Below are 23,471 nucleotides of genomic sequence, written 5' to 3' on the forward strand. Positions count from 1 at the left end.
CCTGCCGCGACTTCACAAGGCTGTCAAACAATGCAAAAAAAGCACTTGATCCTCGCCGTGCTGGTCACAGCGCTCTGGGGGATCAACTTCCCGATCACCAAACTGGGCTTGGCCCACGTCGACCCGCTCCTGCTCTCAGGCATCCGCTTTGCGCTCTGCGCCTTACCGTGGGTGTTTTTCGTGAAGCGGCCGAATGTCGCGATCGGCTGGCAGGCTGCTTATGGCTTGATCTTTGGCGTCGCCATGTGGGCGTTGATCAACCTGGGGATTGCCATGGGTGTGCCGCCAGGCAGCGCCTCGTTGCTGATTCAGTTCAGTGCATTCTTTACGCTGGCCTGGGGCTGTTTGCTGTTTCGCGAACCCCTGGCCTGGCCCCAACTGATCAGCATCGTGCTGGCGGCAATCGGCTTGCTTGGCATACTCGCCGCGAGCCCCGGCAAGACAACAACCATCGGTTTGACCCTGGTGATGATCAGCGCACTGGCCTGGAGCATCGGCAACGTCATCATCAAGCTGTCAAAGGTGCGGGAGATATTCGCCTTCGTCGTGTGGGCCAGCCTCTTTGCGCCGGCCCCCTTGCTGTTGTTGACCTGGTGGCTGCACGGCACAAGCCCGTTTGTGGCGCTGGTTACACAAGCGAATACCGTCGTCGCTTGTTCACTGGCGTTTCAGGTGTATGCCGCGACGCACTTCTGCTATTGGGGGTGGAACTGCCTGCTGCGCGAGTACCCGGTGTCGACGGTGGCGCCATTGTCGTTGCTGATTCCGGTGTTCGGCATCGTCAGCTCGGCCGTGATCGTGCATCAGGTTCCGAGCGGATGGGACTGGCTATCGATCGCGTTGATCTTGTTGGCGCTGGCGGTCGGCATGAAGAAAGGGCGTGCGGTGTTGGGAAGAAAAGCGGTTTCTGCTGTTTCGTAGTGTGCCGCAAGGCTTGAAGCCTGGGCCAGGTGTCGTGAAAGGGCTGCCTGGCAGCCCCTTCACAGCGCCGATCAGTCAGCCAGGCGCCAGGTGGTTGCGCCTTTGCTGTCTTCCAGCACCACCCCCATGGCGGTCAACTGGTCGCGGATACGGTCGGACTCGGCCCAGTTCTTGTCAGCCCGTGCCTGCAGCCGCGCCTGGATCAAGCTGTCAACCTCAGCAGCATCCACCTTGCCTTCAGCGCCGGCCCGCAGGAAGTCATCAGCCTCCAACTGCAGCACACCCAGCACATCACCCAGCTCACGCAGGCGACCCGCCAGGCCAGCAGCAGCCTCAAGATCGCTGTCACGCAGGCGGTTGATCTCGCGCACCAGGTCGAACAGCACAGCGCAGGCTTCCGGGGTGCCGAAGTCGTCGTTCATCGCCATGCTGAAGCGCTCGACAAACGCTTCGCCACCTTTGGCCGCCACGCGCGGCAGGCCGCGCAGTGCGTGGTAGAAGCGCTCCAGAGCGCCCTTGGCATCGCGCAGGCTGTCCTCGGAGTAGTTGATGGCACTGCGATAGTGGCTGGCCACCAGCAGGTAACGCACCACCTCCGGGTGGTACTTCTCAAGCACGTCACGGATGGTGAAGAAGTTGTTCAACGACTTGGACATCTTCTCGCCATTGATACGGATCATGCCGCAGTGCATCCAGGCATTGGCGTACTGCTTGCCGGTCGCGGCCTCGCTCTGGGCAATCTCGTTCTCGTGGTGCGGGAACTCCAGGTCGCTGCCACCGCCGTGGATGTCGAAGCTTTCGCCCAGGCAGCAGGTGGACATCACCGAGCACTCGATGTGCCAGCCCGGACGGCCCGGGCCCCACGGCGATTCCCAGCTTGGCTCGCCCGGCTTGACGCCCTTCCACAGCACGAAGTCCAGCGGGTCCTGCTTGGCCTCGTCGACTTCGATGCGCGCACCGATGCGCAGGTCTTCGATCTTCTTGCGCGACAGCTTGCCGTAACCGACGAATTTGCCTACCCGGTAGTACACGTCGCCGTTACCTGGCGCGTAGGCGTAACCTTTGTCGATCAGCGTCTGGATCATCGCGTGCATGCCAGCGATGTGGTCGGTGGCACGCGGCTCCTGATCCGGCGGCAAAATGTTGAGGCGGCGCTCGTCTTCGTGCATCGCGTCGATCATGCGGGCGGTCAGCGCATCGAACGTCTCGCCGTTCTCGTTGGCCCGGTTGATGATCTTGTCGTCAATGTCGGTGATGTTGCGCACATAGGTCAGCTCATAGCCGCTCTTGCGCAGCCAGCGGGTGACCAGGTCGAAGGCCACCATGCTGCGACCATGGCCAAGGTGGCAGTAGTCGTACACGGTCATGCCGCAGACGTACATGCGCACCTTGTTGCCATCGAGCGGCTTGAAGGCTTCCTTGGTTTTGCTCAGCGTGTTGTAGATGTTAAGCACGACGGTTCCTTAGCTGCCCCAGGAGTCACGCAGGGTGACGGTGCGGTTGAACACCGGGCGGCCCGGCTGGCTGTCCTTGAGGTCGGCGCAGAAGTAGCCTTCACGCTCGAACTGGAAGCGGTCTTCAGGCTGCGCCTGACCCAGCGACGGTTCGGCACGGCAGCCAGTCAGCACTTGCAGCGAGTCCGGGTTGATGTTGTCGAGGAAGCTGCCGCCGTCCTCGGTCTTTTCCGGGTTAGGCGAGCGGAACAGGCGGTCGTACAGGCGCACTTCGCATTCGACGCTGCCTGCGGCCGGCACCCAGTGGATCACGCCCTTGACCTTGCGGCCCTCGGGGTTCTTGCCCAAGGTGTCCGGGTCGTACGAGCAGCGCAGCTCGACGATGTTGCCGTCGGCATCCTTGATCGCCTCATCGGCCCGGATCACGTAGCTGCCACGCAGGCGCACTTCACCGGCTGGTTCCAGGCGCTTGTAACCCTTCGGCGGCTCTTCCATGAAGTCGTCGCGGTCGATGTACAGTTCGCGTGCGAACGGCAGTACCCGCACACCCATGTCTTCCTTCGGATGGCGCGGCAGTTCGAGTTGCTCGACCTGGCCTTCTGGGTAGTTGGTGATGACCACTTTCAGCGGTCGCAGCACGCACATGGCGCGTGGCGCGGTTCGGTCGAGGTCGTCACGGATGCTGAATTCGAGCATCGACATGTCGACCACACCGTCGGAACGGTTGGTGCCGATCATTTCGCAGAAGTTGCGAATCGACGCCGGCGTGTAGCCGCGGCGACGGAAGCCGGACAAGGTCGACATGCGCGGGTCGTCCCAGGCATCGACGTGTTTCTCGTCGACCAACTGCTTGAGCTTGCGCTTGGAAGTGATGGTGTAGTTCAGGTTCAGGCGGCTGAACTCGTACTGACGCGGGTGCGCCGGGACCGGCAGGTTGTCCAGGAACCAGTCGTACAGCGGACGATGCCCTTCGAATTCCAGGGTGCAGATCGAGTGGGTGATACCCTCGATGGCGTCCGACTGGCCGTGGGTAAAGTCGTAGTTGGGGTAGATGCACCACTTGTCACCGGTCTGGTGGTGGTGGGCATGACGGATGCGGTAGAGGATCGGGTCGCGCAGGTTCATGTTCGGCGACGCCATGTCGATCTTGGCCCGCAGCACGCGCTCGCCGTCCTTGAACTCGCCGGCCTTCATGCGGGCGAACAGGTCGAGGTTGTCTTCGACGCTGCGCTCGCGGAACGGGCTGTTCTTGCCTGGCTCCTTGAGGTTGCCGCGGTACTCCTTGGCCTGATCAGGGGTCAGGTCGCAGACATAAGCCTTGCCACGCTTGATCAGCTCGACGGCCCAGTCGTGCAACTGGTCGAAGTAATTGGAGGCGTAGCGCACATCGCCGGCCCAGTCGAAGCCCAGCCACTTGACGTCGCTTTGGATGGCGTCGATGTACTCCTGGTCTTCCTTGGCCGGGTTGGTGTCATCGAAACGCAGGTGGCAGACACCACCGAATTCCTTGGCCAGGCCAAAGTTGACGCAGATCGACTTGGCGTGACCGATGTGCAGGTAGCCGTTGGGCTCCGGCGGGAAACGGGTGACGATGCTGCTGTGCTTGCCCGAGTCCAGGTCGGCCTGGATGATCGGCCGCAGGAAGTTCGCAGGGACAGCGGGGGCGCCTTTGGCAGCGGCGTTGGGCGCGTTGTCGGCAGTGGGCTTGCTCATAGGATCCTTGAATGCACGTGTCCGGCCTGGGTAGGCCGATTGAATCAAAGGGCCTATCATAGCCGAAGCAGTCAAGCTGCTGACAGCCGGCCGCTGACAAAGTGGCGCGATTTATCGCAGCAAATTGTCGCGATCCGGCAAAATGGGCCCCGCGTACGTGTGCCGCGGCAGCCCGATCCAGCGTCAGGTGACTGAGCGTGAACCTGCGCAACCTATTTCCGAATGCCCTGTAAGAGCGAATTTCAGCATGTCCAAAGTCAAACTGAGCACCAACCACGGCGACATCGTCCTGCAACTGGACGCCGAAAGCGCCCCTGTGACCGTTGCCAACTTCCTGGCCTACGTTGAAGCCGGCCACTACTCGAACACCGTGTTCCACCGCGTGATCAAGGGCTTCATGATCCAGGGCGGCGGCTTCGAGCCAGGCATGAACGAGAAGAAAGACAAGCGTGCCAGCATCCAGAACGAAGCCGACAACGGCCTTAAGAACGACAAGTACACCATCGCCATGGCCCGTACCATGGAGCCGCACTCCGCCTCGGCGCAGTTCTTCATCAACGCCTCCAACAACGACTTCCTCAACCACACCGCCAAGAACACACAGGGCTGGGGTTACGCCGTGTTCGGCAAAGTGACCGAAGGCCAAGACGTCGTCGACAAGATCGAAGCCGTTTCCACCGGTTCCAAATCCGGCCACCAGGACGTGCCTAAAGAAGACGTGATCATCGAGAAAGCCGAGATCGTCTGAGTGATACTGCTGATCTCTGATCTGCACCTGCAAGAAGAACGCCCGGATATCACCCGGGCGTTTCTTGATCTGCTCGACGGCCGTGCGCGCCACGCCAAGGCCCTGTACATCCTTGGCGATTTCTTCGAAGCCTGGATCGGCGACGATGCCATGACGCCCTTCCAACAATCGATTTGCCAAGCCATGCGCCAGTTGAGCGACAGCGGTACGGCGATCTACCTGATGCACGGCAACCGTGATTTCCTGATTGGTCAGGATTTCTGCGATGCCGCCGGCTGCACCTTGCTGGCTGACCCGAGCGTGATCGAACTGGGCGGTGAGCAGGTATTGCTGATGCACGGCGACACACTGTGCACCCGGGACCTGGCCTACATGAAGCTGCGTCGTTACTTGCGCAACCCGTTGAGCCTGTGGATTTTGCGGCACCTGCCGCTGTCTTCGAGGCACAAGCTGGCGCGCAAGCTGCGCAGCGAAAGCCGCTCGCAGACCCGCATGAAGGCCACCGAGATCGTCGACGTCACGCCAGAGGAAGTGCCTAAGGTGATGGCGGTGCACGGTGTCAGGACGTTGGTGCATGGCCATACCCACCGGCCGGCGATTCACAAGCTGGTGGTGGACGGCCAGCCCGCACGGCGCATCGTGCTGGGGGACTGGGACCGCCGAGGTTGGACCCTGCAGGTTGACGAGCAGGGTTTTCAGCTGGCGCCGTTCGAGTTTTCTGCAAACGGATGACAACCGGCTTGTAGGAGCGCCCGGCGAGGCCGCTCCTACGACAACCGCCTCGGACAGAGGCTCAATGCTGAGCCACTGCCCCTTTATCCCCCTCACTGATCACATATTCACGATACTCGGGGTCCGCCTTGATCTGCGCCTCGGTAAACGGAATCACTGCCAGCTGCTTGGCCGAGAAAGCCTTGGTCTGGTCATGGGCATGCGCCGAACCCGCCTCGCTCGACTGGGAGAACGCCAGCAGCCCCCGAGCCTGTGGGCCCTGATCGGTGAAGCTGACCAGTTGCAGGTAGCTGGTACCACTGACCACCAGGCGCTTGCCCGGCCCATGCGGCACGCTGTGGATCGCGTTATAGACCCCAAGCCCCTGCGGGCCACCCGGTACAGGCGTACCGTCAAGAGCCTGCTGCACCTGCCCCCACTGGCTGTCGCGCCCTACTCCGCTTTTACCCACCTGTTGCAAGGACGCCAAGGCCGCCTCGCGCAACAGCTTGCGCACCGCCGCCTGTTCGACCGCCAGGCCGCGCGGCGTGTGCTGCGGGTCCGCCGGGTCGAAGGCCACCCGCCAGCTTTCAGGGTGGGCCGCCAGGGCATTGAACATGTTCTCGAAATGCACCAGGCCAATGCCGCTGTCCAGGTCTGCCTTGCCGTTCCAGGCCAACAGGCTGTCACACACTGGCTGCAGGTCCGCTTCGGCTCCTTTGCACCACGCCAGCAGGTCCGGCAGCAGCAAGCTTGCGAGGTAGACTTCATCGTCCGTGACCATGCGCTGCAGGTCGTCGACGCCAAGCTTGGCGCTACCTTGCAGGCGGTTCAGGGCAAAACGCCCGCGCATGCCCAGCGGCTGGTCGTTGCGGCTGACCAGCGGTGAAAAACCGGTCAAGGGCTGCGCGGGGTTGGCCATCCAGGCGGGGTCGTTGGAATTCTGCACAAAGTCCTTGCGCTCAAGGCTGGGCAGAAATCGCGCCGGGAAGATCCCGGGCTGCGCGGCCTGCGCATCGACCTTCCACGCACAGCCACTGCGCGAGCCATCCAGCACCACCAGGCGCCCTGAGGCCTTCGGGTTGCTGCAGGTGCTCAGCAGTTGCTGGTCGACATAGGGCACCACCGACTGGTTCAGGTACAGCGCTTGGCCGCCTTCATCCACGGCAAGCGTGTTGACCCAAGGGATGCCCTGCAACTGCTCAACCGAGCCCTTCAGCGCGTCCAGGCTGTCGGCCCGGTTGATGCGGTACCACTGCTGCAGCACCCGGGTATTGTCCAGGTTGGCGTCGCGCAGGCTGTAAGCGGCTTGCGCGTCCCAGTCCAGGCGCCCTGGCCACTGCACCACGGGCCCGAACTTCGAGCTGTAGACTTGACGTTCGACCTGGTTCAAGGTGCCATCCTCGGCCTTGACCGTGACGCTCACAGCTTGGCGCATCAACGGCAGCGACTTGCCGTCGAGCAGGTAGCGGGTCGGGTCCTTCGGATCGAGCTGAAGACGGTAGAGCGTGAAATGGTTCGACGTGTCGACCGTGTGCGTCCAGGCCAGGTGGTGGTTGAAGCCGATGTTCACCACCGGCAAGCCTGGCAATGCAGCCCCCATCACGTCCAGCTGGCCCGGTATGGTCAGTTGCATTTGATAAAAGCGCATACCGCCCATCCACGGGAAATGCGGGTTGGCCAGCAACAGGCCACGGCCGTTGGCCGAGCGCTGCGACCCGACGGCCACCGCGTTGCTGCCTCGTTCCGAAGCGAAACGCGCCTGCCGAGCCAGCGCCGTGGCAAAACCGGCCGCCGCACGTTGGCTGGTCAGCGAAGGTGGCTGCGCCCCTGCCAACGCCTCGACGAACTGGCCGACACCCCCTTCAGCCAACAGCCGGCGGGTCAACTTGACCAGGTCCTGGCTGGTGATCGACCGCACCCACTCCCCAGTTCCGCACTCTGGCGGCAACCCTTGGCTGCGGCGCTCGGCCAGGGCGCGGTTGAAGCCACCTGCATAGCCGTCCAGCAGGTCACGCACCGGCGCTGGCTGAGCGTTTAGAAACGCACCCACGGCAGTCGGCGTGTTGAGCCAGGTGAAAAACAGGTCACTGGCCAGGTTGTCGCGTTGCTCGAAGGTCTTGGCCTTGGCACCAAAATAGCGCGACCGCTCGCCGCTCACCGTCAGCACCTCGTTGGCCAGCAGGCACAGGTTGTCCTGGGCATACGCATAACCAATGCCATACCCCAGGCCGCGCTCATCCTTGGCCACGATGTGCGGTACCCCGAAGCTGGTACGGCGGATCTGCGCGCTGGCATCGGCGCTGGCGGGCTGCGCTTGCGCGGCAATGCTTAAGGCGACCAGGGCTGCGGCCAAGCTGGCACGGGTCATGGGACGCGAAATTGAGAACACGGGCACACCTCGGATTCAGGGGTCATCCCGATCAGACGAATGGCTGAATGAAAATTTTACGTATTACAACGATGTAGAACGTCTTGAACAACAACAGGCAATTTTTTTTCGAGCGGGCTGCAGATTTTCCGTTCTCATTCGTCCTAGTAAGTGAGGCAACCACATTTCGGGTTAGTCCACGAAAAGGAGCATTCACATGTACAACCCGCAACCCTCAATGCAGGCCGGGCACACCCCGGGGAAGGCGCCTAAAGGACAGGACGCTTTCGTCGAGGAACGTGTTGGTAATGAACAGATTCGCGAGCTGCTGCGCACCTTTGGCCTGCGCACCAGCCTCATTCGGCTCAAAGTGATCGATGCCCTGCACGTGGCAGACCGCAATGGCCGCAGCATCGGCGTGCGTGGTGTGCACGCGCAACTGGAACAACTGGATATCCCGCTGTCGTTCCTCAGTGTGCGTGAAGTACTCAAGCGGCTGTGCGCCGAAGGCGTCATCAACCTGGGCAGCGACAAATGCTACAGCCTCAACCCCCAGGCCCGCGCCGTGCTGGATCAAACCGCCCCGCGCTGAGCGTATGGCCGGCCACAACTGGCCGGCCCGCACAGCTCAGCGCTTGACTTTGCGCCGCAGAATGCCGTTTATCACGACCACGACCACGGCAATGGCGATCGCCAGCATCTGGAAGGTCTGCTCACTGATCGTGCCTTGCTTTTGCAGGTGGGACAGGCCCAGCATTAGGCCCAGTACCACCAGGATGATCAGAAGTGAATATTTGAGGCGCTGCACGTGTGTCATTCAAAGTTCCTTGCAACATCAGGGGCAAATGGCTCGCAACGAGCCGCGGCAATGATACAACGCTCACCCGCACCAGCGCTGCATTTCCTGCTTAGCGTGGTGCCGTTCGCCTGAAAGCATGGGTCCTTATCGCCCGTGCCGGAGGCACCATGTACAGATCCATGCTGTTCGCATCCCTTGCCCTGACTTACCTCCCTGTCTACGCGCTGGACACTCGCCAGGCGCCCGCCGAGCAGTTGTTCAAGCTAGGCAGCGAACTGGCCGCCAACGCCGGCTCCAGCCAATGGCAGCAACTCTGGCAGCGCGCGCGCGAAGCCGGCTACCTGCAAGCCCACACCGGTCAGGTTCATTTCACCGTGCCTGCATCGCTGCTGCCAGAGCTGGCCCGCCAGACTTTGGCGCAGGCCGATCAGGTTTACCCCGTGCAGCAGACCCGAGCACTTTATCGCCGTGACTTTCCTGATCGCACTGTAGGAAAGCGCGACGAGCATGCGTTCAGTGCTCTGTGCCTGCTGGTCGACTGGCGCGCCCTGCCACAGGGCATGAGCACAACCCCCAAGGCCTACTTGAAAAGTGCCAGCCTGTTGAGCAGCTATCCGTGCGACTGAGGGTCCCCGCCCCCAACTTGCAAGCTATGAAGTGCGACAACGGAAAATCAACAGCTGCGGCGAGTAGTTGAAGCAGTGTCCTACAACAAGCGAAATCGCTGCCTGCAAACCGTGCTCACCGAGGCTACAAACCCCAGCCTAAATACCGCCTAGCGACGCGCCCTGGCTCTACCTGAGAATCCAGTCACACCTTCGACATATCGCCGCGGGTGATCGCTTACCGCATCGCAACCCTGAACGAAGGAGCGTCGCATGGAGTTACCAGACCTCACCTGCATAGACATCAGCCATTTGCCGCATTCATTGCAAGCGCTGATCGACTGCATCGGTATCGAAAACGCTTTCCAGCTGACCTGCGCCTATGGCGGCAGACCCAAATACATCCCCAAGCACCGCGAGCGGACCAAGCTTGCCGATGTACTCCCGGCCGAGGCGCTCGATGCGCTGATCAAACGCTTCGCCGGCGTAGCCCTGGAAATCCCCAAGGCCGATCACTTCATGCGCCAGCTGCGCAACCTGCAGATCCAGAAAGAAAGCGCCGATGGTTTGTCACGCAGCTTGCTGGCCGACAAATACGGCTTGAGCCTGCGCCAGATCGGCAATATCCGCCGCCAGGAACCTTGCGTTCGCTAGCCAATGAGCAACGAGGTCGTTACTGACGACCCTTCATGCACCCCACTAAAAAGAGAATCCAGCTATGTCGATAGACTCTAGCCTCATCGGATCCGTCATCAATGCCTTGCCGATGGACCGTATGATTGCAGGCCCCCTGCAAGCGATGGTCCAAGCGCAGGTCACCGCCAGCAAGTCCTATGCAGACTTCCTGATGCAAGTCTGCGTTCAGGAAGGCAAGGCCGTCGCGATCCAGTTCGACTATGACGAAACCATCGTCGATGAACAGGGCGAGTACCAAGGCGTCGTCAGCAAAACGATGAAAGTGCCGCTGGTGGCAGCGATCACCCACCCGAACATCTCCATCGAAGAAGGCAATGTCGAGTTCGAACTGACCATCAATCAGATGTCGGAAGATGTAACCGACAAGAACATGGCCGCAGAAGCCACCGGGTCGCTTGGCTGGGGGCCATTCAGCCTCAACGTCAAGGGCAGCATCAGCCACAAGTCCACGCAAACCCGCAAGACCGATACCCGCGCCCGCTACGCGTTCAACACTACCTTGAAGCGGCAGGACCCGCCCGAAGCAATGATGAGGGTCATCGACTTCCTGACCGAAGCCGCAACCAAACCCACCATCGTCAAGAGCGCGACGCTTGATAGCCCAGACGCTATCTCGCAGGCCGACAGGTTGAAAGGCCCCACGGCAGGCACCCATCCGCAGGCCCCTGGCAAACAACCAGCTGACGGTGAAACCCCGCCAACAAATTGAAGCTGGCAAGAATCGCCCCCTCGCAGCAGGGGGCACCACCCCACCCAGGAGCCGAATGATTGGACAAGTCCCTAGCCCCCATGACTTCCATCGACCTGCGCGAGATCACGCGGGGCCTGCAAGAAGCCGCCAGTGCCACCAACAGCCTGATTGCACAACAGTACATCAACCTGTTCGATCAGTTCTTCGACTGTGACACCGAAGCACTGGGCGCCCCGATGAAGGCCAAGATGGTCGAAGTGGCCATGGATGAACAGCACATCATGCGCGTGCCCTTGTTTGCGCTGGTATCACCCAAGGGCCTGGCCCTGGAACGCATGCAGGTCGACTTGTCGGTTCGGGTCAAGGGCACCGAGGCGCAAGAAGCATTGCTGACCGCCAGCGAGCACACTGCGGCCAGCTTCAAGGTCACCATTGGCGGCCAAGGCCGTCAGGGCGAAAGTCGCGACCCCGACGAGGTACAGATCCGCATGCAGTTTCAGGCCAGCGAGCCGCCTGAAGCGCTGAACCGGCTGATCGAGGAATACACCAGCCTGATCACACCGGTACGCATACCCAGGTCCAGTCCCCCACCCCTCTCCGGCTCCAATGAATTCATCGAAGCGGCCACGGTCCGTTGCTGACCGCGGCGATCAGAAGTCCCGCTTGTAGAAGATATCCAGCGAGCTGGCCAACCCGCTTGCCGCCTCGAGGTAGACCCTCCGGCTCAACTTGTAGCGCAACGCGATGGTGTTGGCAGGCTCGAACACCCCTACCCCGTAACGCAGGCTCAGTTTCTCGGTCAGGTTGCCGCTGGCGACCACGCTGGTGGTGTTGCCCGAACCTTCGGTATCCAGCTGGAAATCATCGATGCCCAGGCTCGACGCCAGGCTCCCGGTGATACCGGCACTGCCGGCAAGCCCCAGGCCCAACGCTGCTTCGGCAAGCATGTTGTTGTCTTCACCCGATGTGCCCAACGGGCGCCCCAGCACCAGGTACGACAGCGCCTGCTCCTGGCTCATGGCGGGTTCGGAAAACACCTGCGTGGTCGGTTGCTCGGCACTGCCACTCAAACGGATACCGGCAATCACATCATCGACCTTGCGAATGGCCTCGATGTCCAGATACGGCTGATCTATCGGGCCAGCGAACAGCAGCCGCGCCCGGCGAATGGTCAGGCGCTGCCCATAGGCACGGTAACGGCCATCGGCCAAACTCAACTCACCCCGGGTATCGAGGTTGTCGCCGATGTGCACATGGCCGAGCAGGTTGGCAGTGAGGCCAAAACCACTGAACGACAGCTTGTCTCGCCCAACCTCGACATCGATGTCCATCGCCATTGCCAGGGGCTGTTTACCCTCTTCGGTCTGATGGCCGATGATCACCGTGTCATCGGACACCTTCACGGTCGATGGCGGAAGTTCGCGTACCGTGATCTTGCCTTTTGGCACTTGGACCTTGCCCGTCACTGCCAGCTTGTCGTCGATCAGGCGCAGGTTCAGGTCGGGGGCGACTTCCAGGGTCGCGTAGGGCTCCACCGTCACCGGCAATTGCTGCCCCTGCAAACGCAGGTCCATGCCCAGCGCCTGGCCCCAGGTCAGGTTACCGGTCAGTTGGCCGCGCCCTGCTTCGCCACTGCGCCAGTTGCCATTGAGCTGAACCTGCTCGCCCGCAATGGTTGCCTGCAATGACAAGTCTTGCAGGCTTAGCGGCAACTCGGCGCCGCTGACCTCGCCACCGCTCAACACCAGGTTGCCGTTGACCTGTGGCGCAAGCAAGGTGCCCGACAAACGACCGCTGCCATTGAGTTGCCCGGTCAGGCGCTCGACCATGGGCACAAATGGGCGGGCCACCGACAGGTCCAGGCCCGTCAGGCTGAAATCACCCGACAGCGGTTTATTCTTGCCCAGTGGGTCGATGCGGGTATTCAAGCTCAGTTCACCCAGGCGCTCGCCGCGAAATGCCAAGCGGGCATCGATACGTCGTGGCGCCAGGGTGCTGTCCAGGCGCAAGGCCTGATAAGGGAAGTCGACCCAGCGATCCTTGTCACGCACCCGCAGGGTGCCGCCACTGGCGTCGACTACGATGCTGCCCTTGGGGCCACTGGCCGGCACATCGAGGTTGACGTCGGCGTTCAGCAGGCCTTGCCAGGCAAAATCTTTTGGCAGCCACTGGGCCAGGCTGTCCAGGGGGAACTGCTTGAGGTGATAACGCAGGCGTGGCTCCGGTGCCAGGCGCTGGTCTTCACCGCACAGGCTGGCTTGACCGGAACGCCAGCAATGGGCGCCGAAATCCAGCTGGCCGCTGGCCAAGCGCTGCAAGCGTGCCGGAGCCTGCAACTGCCAGTCCTGGCCACCGGCCTGGATCCGCCCACTGGCCAGCCGACCACGCCAATCGCCCTTGTTCAACTGGCCGTCCAGGCCAAGGGCAAGTTTGAGCTGCGGGCCGTCGAGCGCCAGCGTCAGGGCCTGCTGGCGAATGTCACCTTTGCCATTGGCCTGCAGAGTGCCCAGTGCCGTGTCACCCAGGTGTATGCCGCCCGCCTTGAGCTCGATCACACCACGCTGGGCGTTATCCAGCCGGGCGTCGAGGTCCAGTCGCTGAATACGGTTCTCGGCCTGCGCCAGTTGCTGGCCCTGCAGGGTGAGCGTGCCCTGGGGCGCTTGCAAGGTGCCAGCAATGTCCAGCCGGCCTTTGACTTGCCCCTGCAGCCTCGGCCATAGCTGGCCCAGGCGCGGCAGGTCGAGATCCACCCGCCCCGCCAACCGCTGTTGCAAGCTGCCACTGCCATTGATGCGGTTGTCACCCAACTGAATCGCCAGGGCGCCGAGGGTCCAGCTCTGCCCTGCCCCTTGCGCTTCGACCTTGAGCACCGCCGGCTGACCGCGCAGGCGGCCTTTGAGGTCGAGCTGGGCATCGAGCTTAAGCTCGTCACCCTTCATTTCACCTTTGCTGCGCAGAGGCCCGGCCAGGGTACCCGGCAGTTCGGCAAGCCAGTACGCAGGGTCCAGCGCCGAAAGCTGCATATCGACATCCCACGCCAGGGTATCGGCGAAGCGCACCGCGACACTGCCGGCGGCCTTGCCCTGCCCTGCGGTGAGCGCCAGCTGCGGCAGCTTCACCTGGGCCAGGTCACCCTCGAACGGGCTGGCCAGCGTGAAGGCACCCGCCGGGCCGTCAAGGTCGCCATTGAAGGTGCCTTGGTAGTTGCCATCGCGGTAGCGAACCTGGGCGTTGAAGCGCTTGAGCGTGACGTCGGGCGGCGTTTCCAGTGGGTACAGGCGCAGCCATGGGAAATCCAGCCATTCGAGCTGGGCATCGGCGCTCAGGCCCTGTTGCCAGTCGGCACTGGCCTGTAGCTTGAGCCGCTGGCTATCGCTGGCGCTGAGGTCAAGGGCATCGAGCTTGGCACCCTTGCTGTCGACCCGCCCGGACAAGGCCAGGGCGATCGGCGACTGTTCGGCGGGCAAACTGGCCGAACCCGACAGTAAGTAGCCCTTGAGCAGATCGCCCTTGGCGTTGAGTTCGAGCTGTTTGAACTGCAGGGTATCTGGCAACGAAGCAGTCGGTTTGAACGCCTCGGAGCGGATCTGCAGCGTTGCTGGCAGGTGTTCCGCCAACGCCTGCAACTCACCGCTCAAGCGTGCATCGAGGTAACCCGAGCTGGTGCCTTCGAGCGTGAGGGTTTTCTGCAGCTCGCCTTTGGCTGCCAGTGCCAGCTGCCAGCTTTTGCCCTCCACCGAGGGCAGTTGAACCTGCCCCTGCAATTGCACAGGCCAGTCGCCTTCAGGCTGCAAGTCACCTTGCAGGTCCAGGCGCAGGTCGTCCCGCTGCAGTTGCAGGCTATCGATGCGCATCCCGGCCCGGGTCCAGTGCGCCGCCAGTTGCAGATCACCGAGCAGGTCGCTGCCGTCCAGGCGCAACTGGCCGACCTTGACCTCACCCAGTTCGATGTCAACCGGCAAACGCAAGGCCGGGAGCTGCAAAGGGCCACTGTCGACTGGCGTTTCACTCGGCGCAAACGCCATGTCGATGCGCTGGGCATGCAACTGCTCGATACACAAGGTGCCACGCAACAGGCACGCGGGCGACCAAGCCAATAGAGGCGCCTGTACTTCGACTCGGTTACCGCCGTCGACCCAGCTCAGCCGACTGGCTTGCCAAGTGCCGGCCAGTCGCCCCGTGAAGTCAGCAACCTCAAGCCCCGGCACCTTTGCCAACGCCCAGCGGCTGCCGCTTTCGGTACCTACCAGCATGCCAAGCGCCAGGCCCACGGCCAATACCAGGCCGAGTAGACCCAGCAGAATGAATTTGAACACACGTGTCACAGCTCAGGCCCCATGGAGAAGTGCAAGCGGATACCACCCTCGTCATCGAGTGCCTTGGCCAGGTCCAGGCGCAGCGGCCCGACCGGTGAAACCCAACGCACGCCAATACCTACCCCAGTCTTGAGGCTGGGCAGCTCGAGCGTGTTGAACGAGTTGCCTTGATCGACGAAGGTCGCCACCCGCCACTTCTCAGTCACCGAATATTGGTACTCGACGCTGCCTGCCACCAGGTAGCGCCCACCAATGCGGTCGCCATCACTGTTTTTCGGCGACAGGGTCTGGTAGTCATAGCCGCGCACGCTCTGGTCACCACCGGCGAAGAAGCGCAGCGAAGGCGGGATGTTGTTCTTGTAACCGTTGGTGGCGCTGCCGCCGAACTGCACCCGGCCGAGGAAGCGATGGTTGTGGCCGAGCGTGGTCAGGCCTTTGAGCAATACGTTGCCGTGCAGCAGGTTGGTGTCGGAAACCAGCCCTTCCTTGGCCACCTGTGTATCGAACTGCAAGCGGTAGCCGTTGTGTGGGTCGATACGGTTGTCGCTGCGCAGGTACGAAAAGCTCACACCCGGCATCAGCAGGTTGCTCAGCCCCGAGTCATCGCCCAGGCGGTATTCCTCACGCTGGTATTTGAGCGAGATGACCCGCTGCCAGCCACTGGGCAACTTGCTGTGCCATTCCGGGCCAACCGTCAGCAGCTTGCTGAGGGTGTCGGTACCGGCGATTTCCTCGTTCTGGTAACCACCAGCAAAGCGCAACTTGTCGGTCAGCGGCGGGTCCAGCGGGATGTCGTACCACAGGCCGACGTTCTGCCGGGGGGCCGACAGCTCGGTTTCCCAGCCATAGCTGTGGCCTTGGGGGTTGACCCAGTGCCGCGTCCAGTTGGCCTTGCCGCGTGGCCCGACGTCGGTCGAGAAGCCCAGGCCCAGGCCCATGGTGCGGGGTTTGCGGGTTTCCAGGCGGACATCCACGGGGATGTCCTCACCTACGGCAGCGGTCGGCGCGGCATCTACCCGCACGCCTTCGAAGTAGCCACTTGATTGCAGGTCGTTGTTGAGCTCGGCGATCAGCTCGGAATCGTAGGGTGTGCCGGGTTTGAACGAGACCATGCGCTGCAGCAGGTCATCATCGAGGGGGGTGTCACCCCCGAACTTGACTGCGCCCAGGCGATAGCGAGGGCCGCTTTGGTAGACCAGTTCGATGTCGGCCACACCGGCCTGGGGGTCGACCGCCAGGCGCTGGCGGCTGAAGCGGCCGGCGAAGAACCCATAGCGCGAGGCCTGATTCTGGATCAGCCGCTTGGCATCCTCATACAGGCCGTGGTTGAGCTGCTCGCCAGCGCGCAACGCCTTGCTGTCGGGCACCCGGAACGCCTTCATTTCACTGGCAGGGCCTTCGATACGCACGGTCACGTCGCGCAGCCTTACCGGCTCGCCCGGCGCGATCTGGATGATCAGTTGCGCGGGTTGCTCGGCCTTGGTCGGAGGCTTGACCTCGGTTTCGATCTGGGCCTGATAATAGCCAAGTGCCTGCACTGCTTTGCGCGCCTGCTCCTCGGCCCCGCGGCTGAAGCGCAATAGCGCTTCTTCGTCGCGGTCGCCAAGGTTGCCAATATAGCCTTCGACATTGGCCTTGAGCGCTTTGTTGGCGGGCTTTACCTTCACCAACAACTCGCTCTGGCCCCATGCTGCAAAACTGGCGACCCAGAAAACCAGGCCCCAGGTCAATCTTCCTGAATACGTCATGCGGCGCATGCTACCAGAGCCGGGCGCTCAAGGGAGCCGTCTGGCGGCCTGTCAGGCAAAAGCAGGATTCGAAGAGACCGGGTTGGGGTGAAAAAATACCCGCTCGCGGATAGGCCCTACAGCAACCTCGCCAATTTCCTCATAGCCCTGACGCTGATAGAACGCGAGGTAGTGCTCATTGCCGGTGTCCAGCACCACGCCCTGGGTGCTCGGGTCTTCTGCGCACCAGTCATGCACAGCCTGTAACAATTGCTCGCCGTACTGGCGCCCCTGAAACTGTGGATGCACCCCCAGCAACGGCAACACGTGCACCTGGTCTGTGGGCAGGCAACTGGCCAATGCCGCCTGGTAATCCATATAGCGCCGTGTGCATCGCAGGCCAGTACCCAGCATCATGCGCAAACGCCAGGCCCAGCTGTCGGCCACCCCCAGCCTGCGCAGCGGCGGCACGATCAGGGCCACGGCAATCAGGCGGTCATCCACCAACAGGCCGATTGCAGGCAATTGCAGATAGAAATGCTGGCGTACCCATTCACGCACCATCACGCGCAAACGCCGCTCATAGCCTGGGCGCTGCGCTTCAAAAATGTAGGCGAATGTAGGCTCGTGGCGGTAGGCGTTGTACAGCAGCGAACGTGCCTCGCGACTGTAACCATCGTCGAGCTGGCAGATACGGGCCGGGGTGGCAGTGGTGTCGGGCATTGCGGGCAGTCCTCCTGGAATGGGCTTACAGTGCCTTGGAGGGGCGCCACCGCGCATCGTTCACCCCCTACAGCACGTTAGCAGCAGCACCCGCAACCCGCCATGCTGGTGATGACGCGCGATGTCGGCTAGCATCGCGGCTTTTGCCAGGATTGTCTTTCCATGAAGATCGTCTGTTTCAACATCAACGGCCTGCGTGCCCGCCCGCATCAGCTGGCGGCCTTGATCGACAAGCACCAGCCGGACGTGATCGGCCTGCAGGAAACCAAGGTCAGTGACGATCAGTTCCCGCTGGCCGATGTCCAGGCGCTGGGTTACCACGTGCACTACCACGGCCAGAAGGGTCACTACGGCGTTGCCTTGCTGTCGCGCCAGGCCCCCCTGAGCCTGCACAAGGGCTTTGCCACCGATGAAGAAGACGCCCAGCGCCGTTTCATCTGGGGCACCTTCGCCGATGCCGATGGCAACCCGGTCACCATCATGAACGGCTACTTCCCCCAGGGTGAAAGCCGCGACCACCCCACCAAGTTCCCGGCCAAGCAGCGCTTCTACAGTGACCTGCAGGCGTTGCTCGAAGGTCAGTTCCGCAATGACCAGCCGGTGCTGGTGATGGGCGACATGAACATCTCGCCCCAGGACTGCGACATCGGCATCGGCCCGGACAATGCCAAACGCTGGCTCAAGACTGGCAAATGCAGCTTCCTGCCCGAAGAGCGCGAGTGGATGGAGCGCCTCAAGGGCTGGGGATTGGTCGACAGCTTCCGCCACCTGTACCCTGAAGTGGCCGACCGCTTCAGTTGGTTCGATTACCGTAGCCGTGGTTTCGAGGACGATCCAAAACGTGGCCTGCGCATCGACCTGATCATGGCCTCACAGCACCTGGTGCCGCGGATCAAGGCAGCGGGCGTGGACTATGAACTGCGTGGGATGGAAAAGCCGTCAGACCATGCGCCGATCTGGCTGGAGTTGAGCTGATCGAGGCTGGGTGTAGGCGGTAGATTTGCAGCGCCTGGGAGATCGAGCGCCGCGCGGGTGGCGCTCGATCTCATAAACGCTGAAAATCCACCGCCCTGCACCTGCCGCCCTACAACCCCAACCGCAACGCCGCCCCCACCCCCGCCCCACGCGTATCGTCCGCCGCGCTGACCAGCGCAAAGTTGTAAGCCCCATGTGACCAATACCGCGCCTCCAGCTGCCCATCAACCCGCTGCCCATCAGGCATGCGTTGGTAATGCTCACTGGGCGAGCGCATGAACAGGCTGATCCGTTCACCCTTGCCATCCTGAAACACCAACAATGCTGCCGGCCCCTGCTCGTTGCTGAGCAATCGCGCGCCCACCGGCCGGAACCCGTAACCCGCCAGATCCGGCAACTGCCCTACGCGGTTGAAGTGACGCCCCAGCCATTCACGCAATTGGGTCGGGTCGCTGGCCTGGATATCCAGCGCCTCACTGCCGGCAAACAACCGATGAGCCTGGACCGCATCGGCCATCGGCAGATCGACCCTTGCCAGCGTGGCATCCCGCACCTGCCAGCCGCCCATCCCCCCCACGCCGAGCGCCAGCAGCAACACCGCCGCCGACGCCCAGCGCCGTTGACGACGCTGGCGCAGCCGCAGGCGCAGCTGGCCCAGGTCGAGTTGCGCAGCCCCTGGTTGCTCACCCAGGCCGGCCAATGCCGCACGCAGGCGGCGGGCATCACTGCGCCACGCCTCGACCCTGGCCGCTTGCTGCGGGTTGGCCGTAAGCCAGGCCTGCACTTCGGCCCGACGCCCCGGTGCCAGGCGCTCATCGACATAAGCATGCAATTCGTCTTCGCTGGGGATCAGGCGCGTCATTTCAGTCTCCGCAAGGCCGGGGGTTGAGGGTTGCCCTCGGTCAGTTCGCGCAAGGCATTGCGGGCGCGCGACAGGCGCGACATCACAGTACCGATAGGGATGCCCAAAGCCTGGGCGGCCTCCTTGTAACTCAAGCCTTCGATGCTCACCAGCAACAGCAAGGCACGCTGCTCGGCAGACAACCGGGCAAATGCCTGCAGGTCGGCCTGGGCCAGGACGATGGCCTCGATATTGCCGCCGACCGGCTCGCTTTCCACCTCGGCACGGCCAAACCAGGACAGCCAACGGGCATGCAGGCGGTCGCGACGCTTGCCGTCGAGAAACAGCCGGTAAAGGATGGTGAACAGCCAGGCGCGCAGCGCCTCTGCCTCGCGTTGCTGGCCATGGCGGCTCAAGGCGCGCTCGACGGTGGCTTGCACCAGGTCGTCGGCGCTGCCGGGTTCGCGCGTCAACCACAAGGCAAAGCGGCGCAGACGTGCAAGCAGCTCGCGCCATTGGTGTTCGTCCAGATCGTGCATGGCAAATGTCCCGGCCTCTGGGGTTGTCAGTGTATGGGGCAGACGCCCGGCAACAAAATCTATTCCCTCCCAGGGAATAAGTTTTGCCCTGCCCCGTCGTACCGGCATCTTCACTGAACCGGACGACAACCATGAACTCACCCTTGCACGGCCCCGCCAAGGCCCTGCGCCTGGCCGCCATCGGCGCTGTGATGCTGGCAGCGGGCGTTGGCTTTGCCTATGCCGCAGGCTGGATCGGCGCAGCCAAGCTGACGCCGCAACGCATCATCGACACCTTCGAAGCCCAGGCCGGGCACTACCCGGGCTACCGCAAGAACCACGCCAAAGGTCTGTGCGTCAGCGGCTACTTCCAGGCCAGCGGGCAGGCTGCCAGCCTGTCCACGGCGCGGGTGTTCAGCCAGGCACGGGTGCCGGTGATCGGCCGCTTCGCCATCGGTGGCGCCAACCCTTATGCGCCAGACACCGCCATCCCGGTGCGCAGCCTGGCGCTTCAGTTGAGCAGCGACGACGGGCAGGTTTGGCGTACCGGCATGAACAACCCGCCCGTGCTGGCGGTGAGCACACCGCAAGCCTTCTATGAACAGGTGCTAGCGAGCACGCCAGACCCTGCCACCGGCAAACCGGACCCAGCCAGGCAGCAGGCGTTCTTCGCTGCTCACCCTGAAAGCGCGGCGTTCCGCCAGTGGGCCGCGAGCTACAAGCCAAGCAACAGCTTTGCCAGCACCCAGTACCACAGCATCAATGCCTTTCGCCTGATCGACGCCGCCGGGGCAGCCCAACCAGTGCGCTGGCAACTGGAGCCGCAGACGGCGTTTACGGCGCTGCCAGGGCAGGTGGACGACAAACTGTTCCTGCAGCATGACCTGCAACAGCGCCTGGCCCAAGGGCCGCTGCGCTGGACCCTGCGCCTGGTCCTGGCCGAGCCCGGTGACGCCGTGGACGACCCCGCCAGCCCCTGGCCTGCACAGCGGCGCAGCGTGGACGCCGGCACGCTCGTGCTCGAACAGGTGGACGCTGCTGAACAAGGCGCTTGCCGAGACCTGAACTTCGACCCGCTGATCCTGCCGCATGGCATCGAAGCGTCCGCCGACCCGATCCTCGCCGCCCGTTCGGCCGCGTATTCGGAATCGTTCAACCGCCGCAGCCGCGAATCGCTCGGCACCGGAGCCCGCCCATGAAACCCGAAGCCTTCCATCCCCTCGCTCGCCTGCTGCACTGGCTGATGGCCGTGCTGATCGTGGCCATGTTGTTCATCGGCGTGAGCATGGTCAGCGACCTGTCACTGCGCCATCCATTGCTGATCGAGCTGCACAAGGCAACGGGCCTGGCCTTGCTGGTACTGGTGCTGCTGCGTATTGCCCTGCGCTTGACGCTGCCTCACCCACCGCTGCCACGCGACCTGCCAACGCTGCAACGGCTCGCCGCCGGGGCCTCGCACCTGGTGCTCTATGCCTTGATGCTGGCCATGCCCCTGCTGGGTTGGGCGATGCTTTCGGCCGGCGGTTATCCGCGGCCCCTGCAGTTGCCTGCGATCGCCCCGCATGACCTTCAGCTGTATGCCGTGCTGCGCCAAGCCCACGGCTGGGCCGGCTACCTGCTGTTCGCGACGGTTGTACTGCACCTGGGCGCAGCCCTGATGCATGCCTTGGTGCGTCGCGACGGCGTCTTGCGTAGCATGTGGCCTGGCCCCCTGCGTCGCAGCGACTGAGCCGGAGCGGTCCGGGGCGTTCGACATTCGATAATAATTCTTATTAAGATCGGCGTACTTTTCGCTAAAAACTCTGGACTGCCCTATGAACGTCGCAAAGGATCCTGCCACTCTCGTTCCTGCCAGCACCCTGGACTTACGGCCACTGCTGCTGGCCAACATGGCCTGTACCATGTCGATGATGGCCTTCGTCGCCCTGATCGGCCCGATCGCACGCCAACTCGGCATGGCCACCTGGCAAGCCGGTGCTGCCGTGACCGTGGCCGGTGTGGTCTGGGTACTGCTGGCCCGCCCCTGGGGCCGCGCGGCCGACCGGCTCGGGCGCCGGCGCGTGCTGCTGCTTGGCAGCGCAGGCTTCACCCTCGCCTACTGGCTGTTGTGCCTGTTCGTCGAAGGCGCGCTGCGCTGGCTGCCGGGCGCAACCCTGGCCTTTATCGGCCTCATGCTAGCCCGCGGGTGCATCGGGGCGTTCTATGCCGCCATCCCGGTGGCCTGCAATGCAATGATCGCCGACCATGTCGAACCGCAGCAGCGGGCGCGGGCCATGGCCTCGCTGGGGGCGGCCAACGCCGTCGGCCTGGTGCTGGGCCCGGCCCTGGCCGCACTGCTGGCGCGGCACAGCCTGAGCCTGCCGTTCCACCTCATGTCGCTGCTGCCGGCCTGCGCGTTCTTCGTGCTGCTGTTCACCCTCAAGCCACAGGCACTGGCCAAAAGCCACGCGCCCAGCCCTGTGCACTTGAGCGATCCGCGCCTGCGCCGGCCTTTGCTGGTGGCCTTCAGCGCCATGCTCAGTGTCACAGTGTCGCAAATCACCGTCGGCTTCTTCGCCCTCGACCGCCTGCACCTGGGCCCGGCCGAGGCCGCCCAGGCTGCCGGCATCGCCTTGACCACGGTGGGTGTGGCACTGATCCTGGCGCAGGTGGTGCTGCGCCAACTGGAGTGGCCGCCGTTGAAAATGATTCGGGTGGGTGCCAGTGTCTCGGCGGTCGGTTTTGCCTGCGGCGCACTGGCGGCCACGGCGCCCTGGCTGTGGGCCTGCTACTTCGTCGCCGCCGCCGGCATGGGCTTTGTGTTCCCGGCATTCTCGGCACTCGCCGCCAATGCCATGCAAGCCTCTGAACAAGGTGCCACCGCCGGCTCGATCGGCGCTGCCCAGGGCATGGGCGCGGTGATCGGGCCACTGGCCGGCACGCTGGTGTATGCCCTCGACCCGCGCTTGCCGTTCCTGGCGGTGGCTGCGCTTTTGCTGCTGGTCGGGCTATGGCCGATGCCACGCGAGAAGCGGGCCTGATAAGCACAGCGCGCAAGCGTGCAGAGTGTGCTTTAATGCGTCGCTCATTATTTTTGACACCTCTGATTACAAGGCGGCTATGGACACGGGGACGCGACTCAAACTGGTGCGTGAACGCAACAACCTCTCCCAACGGGAACTGGCCCGCCGCAGCGGGCTGACCAACTCGACGATCTCGCAGATCGAACAGAACCGCGTCAGCCCTTCGGTCAGCTCCCTGAAAAAACTGCTCGAAGGCATCCCGATGAGCCTGGCGGAGTTCTTCAGCTTCGACGAGCCAGTACGGGAAGAGCGCTTCGTGTTCCGCGCCAGCGAGCAACCAGACCTGGGCCGCAACGGCCTGCGCATGCTGCTGGTCGGCGCCAGTGTCGAGGCGCGGCAGATGCGCATGTTGCGCGAGCTGTACGCACCGGGCGCCGATTCGGGCGAGCCGATCGTGCATGCAGAGGGCGAAGAGTGCGGCCTGGTCACCCGTGGCACGGTCGAATTGTGGGTCGATGGCCAGGTTAGCGTGCTCAACTCGGGCGATGGCTACTACATCCCCACCACCCTGCCCCACAGCTTCAAGAACATCGGCCAGGATGAGGCCGAGATCATCAGTGCCAATACCCCGGCGAATTTCTGACAGTGAGCCGCAGCGGT

At 63.1% G+C, this 23,471-nt stretch carries 22 protein-coding genes; 13 read left to right on the forward strand and 9 right to left on the reverse strand.

Annotated features, from left to right (window positions below; all coding sequences use genetic code 11):
- Window positions 1-30: 30 nt before the first annotated feature.
- Entirely contained in the window at window positions 31-921 is an 891-nt protein-coding gene (locus LOY26_RS14105; RefSeq protein WP_186655712.1) for an EamA family transporter, read from the forward strand.
- Between the two features lie 71 nt (window positions 922-992).
- On the opposite strand, the gene cysS is transcribed toward LOY26_RS14105, so the two are convergent.
- Window positions 993-2,375, reverse strand: coding sequence for a cysteine--tRNA ligase (cysS, locus tag LOY26_RS14110; RefSeq protein ID WP_186655715.1), 1,383 nt, complete (start codon window positions 2,373-2,375; stop codon window positions 993-995).
- A 9-nt stretch (window positions 2,376-2,384) separates the two neighbouring features.
- Window positions 2,385-4,088 carry a glutamine--tRNA ligase/YqeY domain fusion protein gene (locus LOY26_RS14115; RefSeq protein ID WP_033698273.1) on the reverse strand — a complete coding sequence of 568 codons (1,704 nt, stop codon included), beginning with the start codon at window positions 4,086-4,088 and terminating at the stop codon, window positions 2,385-2,387.
- A gap of 247 nt (window positions 4,089-4,335) precedes the next feature.
- On the opposite strand from LOY26_RS14115, the gene LOY26_RS14120 reads away from it, so the two are divergent.
- A complete protein-coding gene (locus LOY26_RS14120; RefSeq protein ID WP_186655717.1) occupies window positions 4,336-4,836 on the forward strand; it encodes a peptidylprolyl isomerase in 501 nt (166 codons plus the stop codon).
- Window positions 4,837-5,568 carry a UDP-2,3-diacylglucosamine diphosphatase gene (locus LOY26_RS14125; protein ID WP_258713669.1) on the forward strand — a complete coding sequence of 244 codons (732 nt, stop codon included), beginning with the start codon at window positions 4,837-4,839 and terminating at the stop codon, window positions 5,566-5,568.
- Between the two features lie 61 nt (window positions 5,569-5,629).
- Here the strand turns inward: LOY26_RS14125 and LOY26_RS14130 are convergent, their stop codons facing one another.
- Window positions 5,630-7,939, reverse strand: a complete 2,310-nt coding sequence (locus LOY26_RS14130; protein ID WP_258713670.1) for an acylase — start codon at window positions 7,937-7,939, stop codon at window positions 5,630-5,632.
- A gap of 196 nt (window positions 7,940-8,135) precedes the next feature.
- Between LOY26_RS14130 and LOY26_RS14135 the strand changes: the two genes are divergently transcribed.
- Entirely contained in the window at window positions 8,136-8,510 is a 375-nt protein-coding gene (locus LOY26_RS14135; RefSeq protein ID WP_186655724.1) for a fe2+ zn2+ uptake regulation protein, read from the forward strand.
- 36 nt (window positions 8,511-8,546) lie between these two features.
- Here LOY26_RS14135 and LOY26_RS14140 read toward each other — a convergent pair whose 3' ends face one another.
- The gene (locus LOY26_RS14140; protein ID WP_033698281.1) at window positions 8,547-8,735 is read right to left on the reverse strand and encodes a hypothetical protein; all 189 of its coding nucleotides are present in this window, start codon (window positions 8,733-8,735) and stop codon (window positions 8,547-8,549) included.
- Between the two features lie 149 nt (window positions 8,736-8,884).
- Here LOY26_RS14140 and LOY26_RS14145 point away from each other — a divergent pair, with 149 nt between their 5' ends.
- The 4 genes from LOY26_RS14145 to LOY26_RS14160 all read left to right on the forward strand — a co-directional run bounded on the left by LOY26_RS14145 (window position 8,885) and on the right by LOY26_RS14160 (window position 11,350).
- Window positions 8,885-9,343 (forward strand): hypothetical protein, encoded by a 459-nt coding sequence (locus tag LOY26_RS14145; RefSeq protein WP_186655726.1) that lies wholly within the window; start codon window positions 8,885-8,887, stop codon window positions 9,341-9,343.
- Window positions 9,344-9,595: 252 nt separating this feature from the next.
- Window positions 9,596-9,976, forward strand: coding sequence for a Mor transcription activator family protein (locus LOY26_RS14150; RefSeq protein ID WP_033698285.1), 381 nt, complete (start codon window positions 9,596-9,598; stop codon window positions 9,974-9,976).
- Between the two features lie 64 nt (window positions 9,977-10,040).
- Window positions 10,041-10,727 (forward strand): DUF2589 domain-containing protein, encoded by a 687-nt coding sequence (locus LOY26_RS14155; protein ID WP_238347520.1) that lies wholly within the window; start codon window positions 10,041-10,043, stop codon window positions 10,725-10,727.
- Window positions 10,728-10,786: 59 nt separating this feature from the next.
- The gene (locus LOY26_RS14160; RefSeq protein ID WP_186665057.1) at window positions 10,787-11,350 is read left to right on the forward strand and encodes a DUF2589 domain-containing protein; all 564 of its coding nucleotides are present in this window, start codon (window positions 10,787-10,789) and stop codon (window positions 11,348-11,350) included.
- A gap of 9 nt (window positions 11,351-11,359) precedes the next feature.
- Here LOY26_RS14160 and LOY26_RS14165 read toward each other — a convergent pair whose 3' ends face one another.
- Genes LOY26_RS14165 through LOY26_RS14175 form a run of 3 tightly spaced genes read right to left on the reverse strand, consistent with a single transcriptional unit; the run spans window position 11,360 to window position 17,475 of the window.
- A complete protein-coding gene (locus LOY26_RS14165; protein ID WP_258713671.1) occupies window positions 11,360-15,034 on the reverse strand; it encodes a translocation/assembly module TamB domain-containing protein in 3,675 nt (1,224 codons plus the stop codon).
- Window positions 15,031-16,773 carry an autotransporter assembly complex family protein gene (locus tag LOY26_RS14170; protein WP_186655736.1) on the reverse strand — a complete coding sequence of 581 codons (1,743 nt, stop codon included), beginning with the start codon at window positions 16,771-16,773 and terminating at the stop codon, window positions 15,031-15,033. The genes LOY26_RS14165 and LOY26_RS14170 overlap by 4 nt, the downstream gene beginning before the upstream one ends.
- Window positions 16,774-16,824: 51 nt before the next feature.
- The gene (locus LOY26_RS14175; RefSeq protein WP_033698291.1) at window positions 16,825-17,475 is read right to left on the reverse strand and encodes an N-acetyltransferase; all 651 of its coding nucleotides are present in this window, start codon (window positions 17,473-17,475) and stop codon (window positions 16,825-16,827) included.
- Between the two features lie 162 nt (window positions 17,476-17,637).
- On the opposite strand from LOY26_RS14175, the gene xthA reads away from it, so the two are divergent.
- A complete protein-coding gene (xthA, locus tag LOY26_RS14180; protein WP_033698293.1) occupies window positions 17,638-18,450 on the forward strand; it encodes an exodeoxyribonuclease III in 813 nt (270 codons plus the stop codon).
- Window positions 18,451-18,559: 109 nt separating this feature from the next.
- Here the strand turns inward: xthA and LOY26_RS14185 are convergent, their stop codons facing one another.
- A complete protein-coding gene (locus tag LOY26_RS14185) occupies window positions 18,560-19,312 on the reverse strand; it encodes an anti-sigma factor (RefSeq protein ID WP_186655745.1) in 753 nt (250 codons plus the stop codon).
- On the reverse strand, window positions 19,309-19,830 hold the full coding sequence (locus LOY26_RS14190; RefSeq protein ID WP_033698297.1) for a sigma-70 family RNA polymerase sigma factor: 522 nt from the start codon (window positions 19,828-19,830) through the stop codon (window positions 19,309-19,311). The genes LOY26_RS14185 and LOY26_RS14190 overlap by 4 nt, the downstream gene beginning before the upstream one ends.
- 131 nt (window positions 19,831-19,961) lie before the next feature.
- Between LOY26_RS14190 and LOY26_RS14195 the strand changes: the two genes are divergently transcribed.
- The 4 genes from LOY26_RS14195 to LOY26_RS14210 all read left to right on the forward strand — a co-directional run bounded on the left by LOY26_RS14195 (window position 19,962) and on the right by LOY26_RS14210 (window position 23,454).
- Window positions 19,962-21,008, forward strand: coding sequence for a catalase family peroxidase (locus LOY26_RS14195; protein WP_258713672.1), 1,047 nt, complete (start codon window positions 19,962-19,964; stop codon window positions 21,006-21,008).
- Complete coding sequence (locus LOY26_RS14200; RefSeq protein WP_033698302.1) at window positions 21,005-21,538, forward strand: cytochrome b; 534 nt, start codon at window positions 21,005-21,007, stop codon at window positions 21,536-21,538. The genes LOY26_RS14195 and LOY26_RS14200 overlap by 4 nt, the downstream gene beginning before the upstream one ends.
- Window positions 21,539-21,623: 85 nt before the next feature.
- Complete coding sequence (locus LOY26_RS14205; protein WP_186655754.1) at window positions 21,624-22,829, forward strand: MFS transporter; 1,206 nt, start codon at window positions 21,624-21,626, stop codon at window positions 22,827-22,829.
- A 79-nt stretch (window positions 22,830-22,908) separates the two neighbouring features.
- Window positions 22,909-23,454 carry a cupin domain-containing protein gene (locus LOY26_RS14210; RefSeq protein ID WP_027594799.1) on the forward strand — a complete coding sequence of 182 codons (546 nt, stop codon included), beginning with the start codon at window positions 22,909-22,911 and terminating at the stop codon, window positions 23,452-23,454.
- The last annotated feature ends 17 nt before the right edge of the window (window positions 23,455-23,471 follow it).

The sequence above is a fragment of the Pseudomonas sp. B21-047 genome (genome assembly GCF_024748775.1).
Lineage (GTDB): Bacteria > Pseudomonadota > Gammaproteobacteria > Pseudomonadales > Pseudomonadaceae > Aquipseudomonas > Aquipseudomonas capeferrum.

Excerpts from the sequence above, each read along its gene's own strand:
- LOY26_RS14105 (WP_186655712.1), top strand. The coding sequence starts at position 31 with ATGCAAAAAAAGCACTTGATCCTCGCCGTGCTGGTCACAGCGCTCTGG.
- LOY26_RS14115 (WP_033698273.1), bottom strand. The coding sequence starts at position 4,088 with ATGAGCAAGCCCACTGCCGACAACGCGCCCAACGCCGCTGCCAAAGGC.
- LOY26_RS14120 (WP_186655717.1), top strand. The coding sequence starts at position 4,336 with ATGTCCAAAGTCAAACTGAGCACCAACCACGGCGACATCGTCCTGCAA.
- LOY26_RS14135 (WP_186655724.1), top strand. The coding sequence starts at position 8,136 with ATGTACAACCCGCAACCCTCAATGCAGGCCGGGCACACCCCGGGGAAG.
- LOY26_RS14140 (WP_033698281.1), bottom strand. The coding sequence starts at position 8,735 with ATGACACACGTGCAGCGCCTCAAATATTCACTTCTGATCATCCTGGTG.
- LOY26_RS14145 (WP_186655726.1), top strand. The coding sequence starts at position 8,885 with ATGTACAGATCCATGCTGTTCGCATCCCTTGCCCTGACTTACCTCCCT.
- LOY26_RS14150 (WP_033698285.1), top strand. The coding sequence starts at position 9,596 with ATGGAGTTACCAGACCTCACCTGCATAGACATCAGCCATTTGCCGCAT.
- LOY26_RS14155 (WP_238347520.1), top strand. The coding sequence starts at position 10,041 with ATGTCGATAGACTCTAGCCTCATCGGATCCGTCATCAATGCCTTGCCG.
- LOY26_RS14170 (WP_186655736.1), bottom strand. The coding sequence starts at position 16,773 with ATGACGTATTCAGGAAGATTGACCTGGGGCCTGGTTTTCTGGGTCGCC.
- LOY26_RS14175 (WP_033698291.1), bottom strand. The coding sequence starts at position 17,475 with ATGCCCGACACCACTGCCACCCCGGCCCGTATCTGCCAGCTCGACGAT.
- xthA (WP_033698293.1), top strand. The coding sequence starts at position 17,638 with ATGAAGATCGTCTGTTTCAACATCAACGGCCTGCGTGCCCGCCCGCAT.
- LOY26_RS14185 (WP_186655745.1), bottom strand. The coding sequence starts at position 19,312 with ATGACGCGCCTGATCCCCAGCGAAGACGAATTGCATGCTTATGTCGAT.
- LOY26_RS14190 (WP_033698297.1), bottom strand. The coding sequence starts at position 19,830 with ATGCACGATCTGGACGAACACCAATGGCGCGAGCTGCTTGCACGTCTG.
- LOY26_RS14195 (WP_258713672.1), top strand. The coding sequence starts at position 19,962 with ATGAACTCACCCTTGCACGGCCCCGCCAAGGCCCTGCGCCTGGCCGCC.
- LOY26_RS14200 (WP_033698302.1), top strand. The coding sequence starts at position 21,005 with ATGAAACCCGAAGCCTTCCATCCCCTCGCTCGCCTGCTGCACTGGCTG.
- LOY26_RS14205 (WP_186655754.1), top strand. The coding sequence starts at position 21,624 with ATGAACGTCGCAAAGGATCCTGCCACTCTCGTTCCTGCCAGCACCCTG.
- LOY26_RS14210 (WP_027594799.1), top strand. The coding sequence starts at position 22,909 with ATGGACACGGGGACGCGACTCAAACTGGTGCGTGAACGCAACAACCTC.